The organism is Hafnia paralvei ATCC 29927 (assembly GCF_001655005.1).
Lineage (GTDB): Bacteria > Pseudomonadota > Gammaproteobacteria > Enterobacterales > Enterobacteriaceae > Hafnia > Hafnia paralvei.
This window is the reverse complement of sequence record NZ_LXET01000041.1, coordinates 136,062-147,367: the sequence shown is the minus strand read 5'-3', so window position 1 is coordinate 147,367 and position 11,306 is coordinate 136,062. Positions and strand designations below refer to the sequence as shown.

The 11,306-nt window shown below is 48.7% G+C and carries 11 protein-coding genes; 6 read left to right on the top strand and 5 right to left on the bottom strand.

Annotation, left to right across the window (positions count from 1 at the left end; all coding sequences use genetic code 11):
• Positions 1-16 precede the first annotated feature (16 nt).
• Positions 17-580: a VOC family protein gene (locus M988_RS11095; RefSeq protein WP_064574135.1), complete on the top strand. Its 564-nt coding sequence runs from the start codon at positions 17-19 to the stop codon at positions 578-580.
• An 81-nt stretch (positions 581-661) separates the two neighbouring features.
• Here the strand turns inward: M988_RS11095 and M988_RS11090 are convergent, their stop codons facing one another.
• Positions 662-1,804 (bottom strand): MalY/PatB family protein, encoded by a 1,143-nt coding sequence (locus M988_RS11090; RefSeq protein ID WP_008813292.1) that lies wholly within the window; start codon positions 1,802-1,804, stop codon positions 662-664.
• A gap of 272 nt (positions 1,805-2,076) precedes the next feature.
• Here M988_RS11090 and cutC point away from each other — a divergent pair, with 272 nt between their 5' ends.
• Positions 2,077-2,832: a copper homeostasis protein CutC gene (gene cutC, locus M988_RS11085; protein WP_004090284.1), complete on the top strand. Its 756-nt coding sequence runs from the start codon at positions 2,077-2,079 to the stop codon at positions 2,830-2,832.
• Between the two features lie 113 nt (positions 2,833-2,945).
• Here the strand turns inward: cutC and cmoB are convergent, their stop codons facing one another.
• Both cmoB and cmoA read right to left on the bottom strand, forming a co-directional pair.
• Positions 2,946-3,917, bottom strand: coding sequence for a tRNA 5-methoxyuridine(34)/uridine 5-oxyacetic acid(34) synthase CmoB (gene cmoB, locus M988_RS11080; protein ID WP_008813294.1), 972 nt, complete (start codon positions 3,915-3,917; stop codon positions 2,946-2,948).
• A complete protein-coding gene (gene cmoA / locus M988_RS11075; protein ID WP_374057977.1) occupies positions 3,914-4,756 on the bottom strand; it encodes a carboxy-S-adenosyl-L-methionine synthase CmoA in 843 nt (280 codons plus the stop codon). Before cmoA ends, cmoB begins: the two co-directional genes overlap by 4 nt.
• Before the next feature lie 251 nt (positions 4,757-5,007).
• Between cmoA and M988_RS11070 the strand changes: the two genes are divergently transcribed.
• Positions 5,008-6,369 (top strand): amino acid permease, encoded by a 1,362-nt coding sequence (locus M988_RS11070; RefSeq protein ID WP_008813296.1) that lies wholly within the window; start codon positions 5,008-5,010, stop codon positions 6,367-6,369.
• A gap of 612 nt (positions 6,370-6,981) precedes the next feature.
• Here M988_RS11070 and M988_RS11065 read toward each other — a convergent pair.
• Complete coding sequence (locus M988_RS11065) at positions 6,982-7,377, bottom strand: MAPEG family protein (RefSeq protein WP_008813297.1); 396 nt, start codon at positions 7,375-7,377, stop codon at positions 6,982-6,984.
• 139 nt (positions 7,378-7,516) lie between these two features.
• Positions 7,517-8,335 carry a DUF72 domain-containing protein gene (locus M988_RS11060; protein ID WP_039187696.1) on the bottom strand — a complete coding sequence of 273 codons (819 nt, stop codon included), beginning with the start codon at positions 8,333-8,335 and terminating at the stop codon, positions 7,517-7,519.
• Positions 8,336-8,749: 414 nt separating this feature from the next.
• Between M988_RS11060 and M988_RS22410 the strand changes: the two genes are divergently transcribed.
• The 3 genes from M988_RS22410 (at position 8,750) to nudB (ending at position 11,286) form a co-directional block, all read left to right on the top strand.
• Positions 8,750-8,953, top strand: coding sequence for an FmdB family zinc ribbon protein (locus M988_RS22410; protein ID WP_004090264.1), 204 nt, complete (start codon positions 8,750-8,752; stop codon positions 8,951-8,953).
• Between the two features lie 108 nt (positions 8,954-9,061).
• A complete protein-coding gene (gene aspS / locus M988_RS11055; RefSeq protein ID WP_008813299.1) occupies positions 9,062-10,852 on the top strand; it encodes an aspartate--tRNA ligase in 1,791 nt (596 codons plus the stop codon).
• Entirely contained in the window at positions 10,852-11,286 is a 435-nt protein-coding gene (gene nudB / locus M988_RS11050) for a dihydroneopterin triphosphate diphosphatase (protein ID WP_008813300.1), read from the top strand. Before aspS ends, nudB begins: the two co-directional genes overlap by 1 nt.
• The last annotated feature ends 20 nt before the right edge of the window (positions 11,287-11,306 follow it).

The window sequence follows — 11,306 nt, the reverse complement described above, 5'->3', positions numbered from 1 at the left end:
CGGAGAGAGAGTGGAAATGACATTTTTAGCAGACATTGATGCGCTACATGATCTGGAGGCCGATCTGGTTCGTTTTACCGCGCTGCTGCAAATTTTTGCAGATAAGTTGGAATTGGATCTCTCTGCCTTTAGTGCCGATCATATTTCTCTGCGTTGTCATCAAAATACCACGGCCGAGCGCTGGCGCAGTGGGTTTGAAACATGTAGCTCGTTGTTGTCTGAAAATATGATTAATGGTCGCCCAATCTGTCTGTTTGATTTACACCAGCCATTATCGGTGGGACCGTGGCAGATTGACTGCGTAGAGTTGCCGTACCCCGGCGAAAAGCGCTACCCACACGAAGGTTGGGAGCATGTCGAGCTGGTTATTGCAGGCGATCCTGAGACCTTACATCCACGAGCACTTGAGTTGTTATCCGATTCAGCGCTGCTGGCTCCGGGGATCAAGCTAAAATTTAGTAGCCCAAAAGGGGAGTCGGAACGTTTACCTAACCCAACGTTGGCTGTCACCGACGGTGAGATTACCATCAAGTTTCACCCGTATTCTATTCGTGAAATCGTGGCGAGTGAGCAGCAATAACGTCACGGTTGGTCGATTGCGGATATAAGAAATCAAAAAAACGCCATTATCGTAGAGATAACGGCGCTTTTTTTAGCAGGCTTAGAGCGCGTTTATTGCGTTTTCCATACGATCCAGTGCTTTTGTTAACAGTCCACGGTTACAGCCAAAGTTAATGCGTACAAATTTAGCATTACCAAAGTCTGCGCCCGGTGATAAACCCACGCCCGCCTGCTCGAAGAACGCATGGGGATTGTCCACCGGTAGCGCTGAGGCATCAACCCACGCGAGATAGGTCGCTGCAAGGTTAACTGTAGATAGACCTTTCATCGCATTAATTCTGGCAACGAGCAGATCTCGGTTGCCGCGCAGATAGTCTAGCTGCGCATTCAACCATTCTTGGCCATCGCGATAGGCGGCTTCAGCCGCGACGTAGGCCAGAATATCCACGCTCGGGACGACGCCGGTGCGTTCGGTAATAAAACGATCGCGCAGGTTTTTGTTCGGGATAATAGCTATCGTCGCACCTAAGCCTGCAATGTTGTAGGTTTTGGATGGCGCCATCAGCGTAATGCTGCGCTGTGCGGCGTCATCATTGAGTGAAGCAATTGGGACGTGCTTAACGCCGGGTTCTAGCAGTAAGTCACAATGAATTTCGTCCGAACAAATCAGAAGATTGTGGCGCTGAGCAAAGGCGAGCTGTTCTTCGAGCTCTTCTCGTGTATAGACCGTTCCGCCCGGATTATGTGGGTTACACAGCATCAGAAGTTTTTCGTTACCGGTGAGCTGCTGCTCGGCGCTCGCTAAATCCATCACCCAGCGTTGGTTATTGAGCTTGACTGGAATTTGCAACTGCTGACGATGTGCGAAACGGGATGATTTAACAAACGGCGGATAAATTGGGAACGGCGCCAGCGTATGCTGTTGTGGATCGGTAAATGCACGCACGCTTAAGTTCAAACCACATACCATACCTGGCAAAAATACCAGCCACTCAGGCTTCACATCCCATTGATATAAATCGCGCATGCGCTTGATAAATATCTGCACCAATTCTTGTGATGGGTCGCCGTAGCCAAACACGCCCTCTGCAACGCGTTTTTGAAGAGCGTCAATCACAGCGGGTGGTGAGCGGAAGTCGGTATCTGCGACCCACATCGGAATGATGTCTTTGTTCGCATATTTGTTCCATTTCTGGCTATCACTGTGACTTCTGTCGACCCATTCATCAAAATTGAATGTCATAGTATTCATCCTTTAGTAGGCTTAGTTCCTGCCCAGTAGGCAATTGCAACACGAGTGACGAAATTATCATGGTTATCATCAGCCAGTGATGTTTTTGCGTGTCTGCATAAAGAGTATTTAGCGTATCAAGAGTTCATGACCGAGAGTGAGATATATCACGGTTTTTTTCAGCCTACGCGAGAAGGCTCCTCTTTCTCAAGCATCAATGCGTTGGAATGAAAAGTTTTCACGTAACGTAGTCTGTCTTGGCGGTTTTTTGGAGGTATTTTAGTATGAAATTGGAAATTTGTTGCTTTGGGGCAGAGTGCGCCCTCACGGCGGAACGTGCCGGTGCGGATCGCATAGAACTCTGTGCCAGCCAGTTAGATGGGGGGTTAACGCCAAGCTATGGCACGTTGAAATGGGTGCGAGATAAGGTTTCTATCCCTGTGCATCCTATTATTCGTCCTCGCGGCGGAGATTTTTGTTATAGCTATACTGATTTTGAAGTGATGAAAAATGACATGGCAATGATTCGCGATATGGGGTTTCCCGGTGCGGTTGTTGGTTTGTTAGATGCGGAAGGGCATATCGATTTGCCAAGAATGCGTGAGCTGATGCAGCTGAGTGGCAATATGGCCATCACTTTCCACCGTGCTTTTGATATGTGTGTAAGTCCGATGGTGGCATTGAGCCAGTTGACCGATTTAGGGATTGCGCGCATTCTGACATCGGGTCAGCAGCAGAGCGCTGAGGTCGGGCTGCCACTACTGAAAGAGCTACTGAATGCCACACAAGGTCCAGTCATTATGGCAGGTGCAGGCGTGCGTTTAACCAATCTGCACAAGTTTCAAGAAATTGGATTAACTGAGGTGCACAGCTCCGCCGGTCATATGGTGCCTTCTGAAATGCGTTATCGTAAAGCTGGCGTCACGATGTGTTCAGACAGTGAATTTGATGAATTCACCCACTATTGTGTAGATGGCGAAGTGGTTGAAGCGATGAAAACGGCGTTAAGCTTAGGTGAGCCGTTTCCACGTTCTGCATGATGCAGACGTGTGTCGTACAGTTCCAGTAGAAGTAGTACGAATTTTAGTGGAAGTTTCGCTAAACAGTATGGCCCCAACAAAAATCGTTGGGGCTTTTTTTCGCCCGTTGTGGATTAAGGCTTACGGGCAACAATAACCGCGCGAATTGGTGCTGGGTAGCCTTCCACGGTTTTGCTTTGGTCGTTGGGATCGAGGAACTCTGCTAAAGACTCGCTGATCATCCAGTCAGTACGGCGTTGCTCCTCTAATGAGGTCACGCAAGAATCCACGATGCGTACATCGACAAAACCGCATTTTTCCAACCATTTAACCAGCGCTTTAGCCGACGGAATGAAATATACATTGCGCATCTGAGCATAGCGGTCACCAGGTACTAACACCTGATTTTCATCACCTTCGATGACAATGGTTTCCAGTACCAGCTCACCGTCTTTCACCAACTGATTTTTTAGCTGATATAGATGATCGAGCGGCGAACGGCGGTGGTATAAAACCCCCATGGAAAATACCGTGTCGAAGGCGGCGAGCTCAGGCAATTGCTCAATGCCTAGCGGTAATAGATGCGCGCGTTGATCGCCACCCAGCAGCTTACGTACCGCTTCAAATTGGCATAGGAACAGTTGCATAGGGTCGATACCTACGGCGAAATGTGCCCCTGCACCAATCATGCGCCATAGGTGGTATCCGCTGCCACAGCCGACGTCAAGAATAGTGCGACCTTCCAGAGGCGAAATGTGCGGTAATACACGCTCCCATTTCCAATCTGAACGCCATTCGGTATTGATATGGATACCATATAGATCAAATGGCCCTTTGCGCCACGGCATCAGTGCGCGTAGCATTTTCTCAATCCCTTCTTTCTGACCCGGCCCCAGTTCAGGCTCTGCTTGAGCGCGAACGCCATTGAGCAAATCCAGAGAGTGCGGTGTCATTTCAGGAAGACGATCGACGGCGTTAAACCAGTCTTTAAATTTGCCATGCAACGACTCACGCTGCCATGCGGCTAGCTGTGCCGGCAGAACCTCCAGCCAGTGGCTTAAAGGACTATTTGCGATTCGTTGATAGAAATTACCAAATTCGATCATGCGACGACGTCTCCTTTTACGGCCAGCAAGGAGCCGAAGTTAAAACATTGGAACCATATTTCAGCGTGTTCAAAACCAGCCTGACTCAGTCGGCTTTTGTGTGTTTCGACCGAGTCAGTCAGCATCACATTTTCTAACATGCTGCGCTTTTGGCTGATTTCTAGCTCACTGTAGCCGTTGGCACGTTTGAAGTCGTGGTGCATGTTAAACAGCAATTCACCTAATGTTTTGTCTTCAAAGTTAAATTTCTCCGACAGTACCAAAACGCCCCCCGGCAGTAAGCCTTGATAAATTTTATTCAGTAGAGACTGGCGTTCTTCTGGGGCTAAAAACTGCAGCGTAAAATTGAGCACCACCATAGAGGCGTTCTCGATAGCAATATTTTGAATATCGGCTTCAATAACCTCAACCGGCGTTTGAGCTCGGAAGGCGTCAATATGGCGGCGGCAGCGCTCAACCATCGCGGGAGAGTTATCGACGGCGACGATCTGGCATCCTTGCGCACGAATATTACGACGCATGGAGAGCGTCGCAGCACCCAACGAGCAGCCTAAGTCATACACTTTAGTATTGGGCTGGGCAAAGCGCTCTGCCAACATTCCGATCATAGAAATAATGTTGGAATAACCCGGCACTGAGCGTTGGATCATATCGGGGAAGACTTCGGCGACGCGTTCGTCAAAAGTCCAGTCCCCAAGTTTGGCAATAGGGGCCGAGAAAAGCGTATCGCGGTCAGCGCTACCGTCGTTGCCACCCGAAGCGGCATCAAAAGTGTTATCAGAAAGTGTATCGCGGTTTGACATAAGCAAGGATGCATGCGGTTTCAACAAAGGGCGCATATTTTAGCAGATAAACGCCTGTTGCGGCTATTCCCTCGCAAATAAGAGGGTTGTGCGTGGCAGATATAGCACAAATAAGTGCGTTGACGATTGGATAAACTGGCAACAGTTAGCATGCCTAGCATGAAGTTTGGCTTGATTGCAATAGTCAGGAAGTGATACAAAGCAGCCCGCAATGTAAATAAAATAATACGATGCGCCACGGTTCAGCGTTCACACAGCGCTAATGACGCTATCGCACAGAGGAAAAAATGGGCGATCTGCAACAACAAGAAGAAACCCTGCAAAGGGGATTAAAGAATAGACATATCCAACTGATAGCACTGGGCGGTGCCGTTGGTACGGGATTATTTCTGGGTATTGCGCAAACGATCAAAATGGCGGGGCCATCCGTTTTACTCGGCTATGCTATCGGTGGTTTTATTGCGTTCCTGATCATGCGCCAACTGGGCGAAATGGTGGTTGAGGAGCCGGTCGCCGGATCATTTAGTCACTTTGCTTATAAGTACTGGGGCAGCTTTGCTGGGTTCTTAGCAGGTTGGAACTATTGGGTCATGTTTGTGCTGGTGGGAATGGCTGAGCTGACGGCGGTAGGTATTTATATCCAGTACTGGTGGCCTGATATTCCCACGTGGATGTCTGCGGCTGGGTTCTTTGTCATCATTAACATTATCAATCTGGTCAACGTGCGTGTGTACGGTGAAACCGAATTCTGGTTTGCAATCATCAAGGTTGGCGCCATTATCGGCATGATTGTCTTTGGCGCATGGATGCTAGCATCCGGCTCCGGTGGACCACAGGCCAGTATCACTAATCTGTGGACGCAGGGTGGCTTCCTCCCCAACGGCTGGCATGGGCTGATTATGGCTATGGCGGTCATTATGTTTTCATTTGGTGGACTGGAACTGGTAGGCATTACTGCTGCTGAAGCCAGTGAACCGCGCAAAAGTATCCCTAAAGCCACAAACCAAGTCGTGTATAGAATCCTGATTTTCTATATTGGTTCGCTGACCGTTTTGTTGTCGCTTTATCCTTGGCAAAACGTTGTGCAGGGGGGAAGTCCTTTTGTGATGATCTTCCATGCATTGGATAGCAATTGGGTTGCGACCGCGCTCAATATTGTCGTGTTGACCGCCGCATTGTCTGTGTATAACAGTTGCGTCTATTCCAACAGCCGAATGCTTTTCGGTTTGGCAAAGCAGGGTAATGCGCCCGCGGTGTTGACAAAAGTTAACCGCCGAGGCGTGCCCATTCTCTCTATTGGTTTGTCCGCGCTGACGACGTCTGCGGTGGTGCTGATTAATTATCTTATGCCGGGTGAGGCGTTTGAGCTATTGATGGCCTTGGTGGTTTCAACGCTGGTCATTAACTGGGTGATGATTTGTATGGCGCATCTTAAGTTTAAAGCCGCGAAGAATCAGCAAGGTGTTACGACCGCATTTAAAGCTCTGTGGTATCCGTATGGTAATTATCTCTGCCTAGCATTTTTAGCCCTGATTCTGGTGATTATGTATATGACCCCAGGTATTAGAATTTCAGTGATCCTGTTACCTATTTGGGTTGCAGTGCTGTGGGTTGGTTTTTTGCTCTCTCGTAAGAAAGCGAAGATTTAATCAAAAAGTCACATCGAAAAGGCAATCTGCGGATTGCTTTTTTGATTGGCGTCTCCGACGTGTGCGACAAAAACAAAAAAACCTCGTGGATAAACGAGGTTTTTTTGTTTTCCGCTGCGGTTGGTAGCCGCGGCGCACGTTAGTGTTCTTCAACGTGATAAATATATGATGGCAAGCAGAGCAAGTCAATTCATTGGGCATTACAACAATCTTAACTAACAGCATTAAAACAACTGGTTGCATATACAGTATTCTGGCATATAATCACTTTTGTTGAAAGGCGTAACGTGTTCTGAGCCGCAAACGGGCAACGAGTTTTAAGTCCTAGCCAATAGCGAGTGGTGTCGATTGGTGCCTTAACTCAAGGAAGCACGTTAGTGTTTTTCAACAATCCGATGGCTGATAGGCAGCGGAAAGGCAAAGCCATCGTTAGTGCTCCTTACTCGGAGAGAGCGTATGAAATTTCTTGAACTATTGACGGTTCTTGCGAAATTCATGGTTGCCGTCGTGCAACTGCTTGAAGCAGCGTTAAGGTTTGTTAGCTGATTCAAGTCGCATCTAAGGAGGAGAGGAAACTCTCCTCCTTTAACACAGACTCTTTTAAGAAAGGCATTAATCTAGCGTAAACATCTGATCCCATGGCAGGTAGAAGAGGTTGGCTAAAACCATCAATACCAGTGAAATATAGGTTGCACTCATTCCAGAACGGCGCCAGCGAATTTCACGATGGCGTAATCCATAAGAATGCATCAACCGACCCGCGATCAAAAGGATCCCACATACGTGAATCATCCAGATCAGAGAGCCATTCATCTCCATCATGACAAGCAAAATGGCTGCAATAGGAATGTACTCCACTGCGTTGCCATGAACACGTATCGCAGTCTGTAGTTCATAAAACCCGCCGTCACCGTAGGCCACACGATACTGCATACGCAGTTTGACGACGTTCAAAGACAGTTTGATCAATAACAGTGCGCCGAGCACGACATAAAGCGCGCTTACCATTTTTTAGCTCCATCGCCCAATAATTTACCGGCAGATGAATAATAGCGAGACATCGGAAAATTGTCCCTAGGAAAAATCGCTGGCGGGTACGGAGTTCGTTCGTTAAACCATCAGTTCGGTTAAACTTGTGACCTAGATTCTAGAATAACGAGGTTTGCAACGGCCAATCTGGCTGTGGTGGAAGATGCTTTATTTTTTGGCTCAGCAATGGCCAAAGTGCGCGAGCCTGCTGTGGCGCATCTGTGCAATCAGGCGTATGAATAAAAAGATAAGGAGTATGGCTATGGCTCCAATCCGCTAATTTCTTTTCCCATTGTTGCAGCCAAAGACGGTTGTCTTCTAAAACATCACCGCCAACAAAACGCACCAGTGGGTTATCAGCAGTGAGTACAGCGTGAACAGGTAGCTTGGGCTTTTTTTGTTGTGCATCGCGTACCGCGGGTGTGAGAGGTTTGGCATGATGCACCGGTCGGCTGTCTAGCAAGACTCGGTTAATTTGTCGTTCATGCAGGCCGCGGTTAAACGCACGCTCAGCTTCCCCTTTGGCAAAGAAATCAGGGTGCCGTACTTCTACGCCATAGGTGAATTCTTTGGGCAATGCATCTAAAAATTGCCACAGACGCGGTAAATGCTGAGGCGCAAAGGCGGCGGGAAGTTGTAGCCAAAGCTGACCGATGCGTGAATGTACGGGCTGTAAACTGGAGTAGAAGGCGCTAAGCTGTTCAGTGCACTGTATGAGCGCGGCCTGATGGCTGATGATCGACGGAAATTTAAAGCAGAAACGAAAATTATCATCGGTCATGTCACGCCAGCGTCTGGCAATTTCTGGCTTTGGTAGTGCGTAAAATGTGGTGTTGCCCTCGACGCAGTTAAAATATCGGCTGTAATCAGCAAGGTCGCGTAATCCAATTTTATGCCAAGCTGCATGTTGCCACTGAGGCAAACCGATATACATCATTTCTACGTTGCTCCTGAGTAGGGACTTTAAAAAATATACCATAGATGATTGCCTTGGATGAGCGCGGGCGTAATTTGTTTCTCCAAGACTTTCAAGCACATCGTGGTGTACCTATTGCCTGATAGGTTCCGTTAAGTTGTGAAGGGCAAAAGATCTATTCGACGACGAATTTGTAGTATTTGATTGATTCTTATCAACTCTTATTGATTAGGATAAGCGTCAAAATGGACAGTCATGTACTATTTCGCTGTAAAAATAAACAGCTAGGCCGATAGCGTCTTAAAAGCAATAAAATGGGTGGTTTTTAATCGATGGCGAGATTCCGCGCAAAGTGCGCGCCCGCTCTTATCGCAGCGGCGAATTTCCTTTATAATAGCCGCCTTTTTTCATCAAACATGTAATCTATCACTAGCTATGCCGATCTACGAATACGCTTGTAGCGACTGCAATCATCAGTTAGAGAAATTGCAAAAAATGTCTGATGCGCCGTTGGTTGATTGTCCGGCGTGTGGAAAACCGACGCTGAAAAAACGCGTTTCTGCCGCGGGTTTCCAATTGAAGGGGACCGGATGGTATGCCACTGACTTTAAGCCAAAGTCAGTGAAGTCAGAGAATTAGAAAGCACTGAGTTAACTAGTTTAAATAGGGCTGCACAGGCAGCACCCACCCGGCCTACGTTCGGGTGCGGCATCGGTGAAGTATATAAGAAAGCCAAAGGATATCGTTATGCGTACTAATTATTGCGGGCAGTTGAATTTGTCCCATGAGGGTCAGGAAGTGACGCTTTGCGGTTGGGTACATCGCCGCCGCGATCTGGGTGGTTTAATCTTCATCGATCTGCGTGACCGTGAAGGCGTGGTACAGGTATTCTTCGATCCGGATCATCAGGAAGCGTTCCAGCAGGCTTCAGAGCTGCGTAACGAATTCTGTGTGCAAATCACGGGTACCGTGCGTGCACGTCCAGATAGCCAAAAGAATAAAGAGATGTCCACGGGTGAAGTGGAAGTGTTTGGTCACGCGCTGACTATCATCAACCGTTCAGAACCTTTACCGTTAGATTTCAACCAGACTAACAGTGAAGAAAATCGCCTAAAATATCGTTACCTCGACCTGCGTCGTCCAGAAATGGCGCAGCGTCTGAAAACGCGCGCGCGCATCACTGCGTTTGTGCGTCGTTTCATGGATAACCACGGTTTCCTTGACATCGAAACGCCGATGCTGACCAAGGCAACGCCTGAAGGTGCGCGCGACTATTTGGTTCCAAGCCGTGTACATAAAGGTAAGTTCTACGCATTGCCGCAGTCCCCACAGTTGTTCAAACAGCTGCTGATGATGTCTGGTTTCGATCGCTACTATCAGATCGTTAAGTGCTTCCGCGATGAAGACCTGCGTGCTGACCGTCAGCCTGAATTTACTCAGATCGATGTGGAAACTTCCTTCATGAGCGCAGAACAAGTGCGTGAAGTGATGGAAGAACTGGCTCGCTCTTTATGGCAGGAAATCAAGGGTGTTGATCTGGGCAAATTCCCAGTGATGACGTTTGCTGAAGCGATGCGTCGTTATGGTTCCGACAAACCCGATCTGCGTAACCCACTGGAGCTGGTGGACGTTGCCGATCTGGTTAAAGACGTTGATTTCAAAGTCTTCTCCGGTCCAGCGAATGATCCTAAAGGCCGAGTCATTGCGCTGCGCGTACCCGGTGGTGCACATCTGACGCGTAAAATCATTGATGAATACGGTCAGTTCGTCAGCATCTATGGTGCTAAAGGTTTAGCGTGGATGAAGGTCAATGACCGTGCTGCGGGAATGGAAGGAGTTCAAAGCCCAATTGCCAAATTCCTGAACGCTGATGTTTTAGAATCTATTTTGGAACGTACCGGTGCACAAAGTGAAGACATTCTGTTCTTTGGTGCCGACACGAGCAAAATCGCTACCGATGCGATGGGCGCGTTGCGTCTGAAGGTGGGTCGCGAACTGAAGCTGACTAACGAAGATAGCTGGGCTCCGCTGTGGGTTATCGACTTCCCTATGTTTGAAGACGACGGTGAAGGTGGATTGGCTGCGATGCACCATCCATTCACTGCGCCACGCGATATCTCCCCAGCCGAGCTGAAGGCTCATCCCGTCGGCGCAATTGCTAACGCATACGACATGGTCATGAACGGCTATGAAGTAGGCGGTGGCTCTGTGCGTATCCATAACGGCGAAATGCAGGAAACCGTATTTGGTATTCTTGGGATCACTGAACAGGAACAGCGCGATAAGTTTGGCTTCCTGTTGGACGCGCTGAAATACGGTACTCCACCACATGCAGGTCTGGCCTTTGGTCTGGATCGTCTGGTGATGTTGTTGACCGGTACCGATAACATCCGCGATGTTATTGCGTTCCCTAAAACAACGGCAGCGGCTGATCCTCTGACCGATGCCCCAAGTTTTGCAAATCCTGCGTCATTGCAGGAACTCTCTATCTCTGTGGTTGCCAAAAAGGGCAGCGCAGACGAAGCAGAGAAAGCCTAATGGCATATAAGCGTCCTGAGTCGATTCTGGTGGTCATTTATGCTCGCCAGAGTGGTCGGGTGCTGATGTTACAGCGGCGCGACGATCCTGATTTCTGGCAGTCGGTTACCGGCAGTCTGGAAGAGGGCGAATCTGCGCCGCACGCCGCACAGCGTGAAGTAAAGGAAGAAGTGGGTATTGATATTACAGGTGAAAACCTGTTATTGACGGACTGTCAGCACTGTGTGGAGTTTGAGTTATTTGCGCATTTGCGCCATCGCTATGCACCCGGTGTGACTCGCAATTTGGAGCACTGGTTCTGTCTGGCGCTGCCGTCGGAGCGAGAGATCCCGCTGACGGAACATCTGGCTTATCAATGGCTAGACGTTGAGCAGGCTGCCCAGCTCACCAAGTCGTGGAGCAACCGGCAGGCGATTGAAGAACTCGTTCATTGATTAAGTGCCTGTGTGGCAAA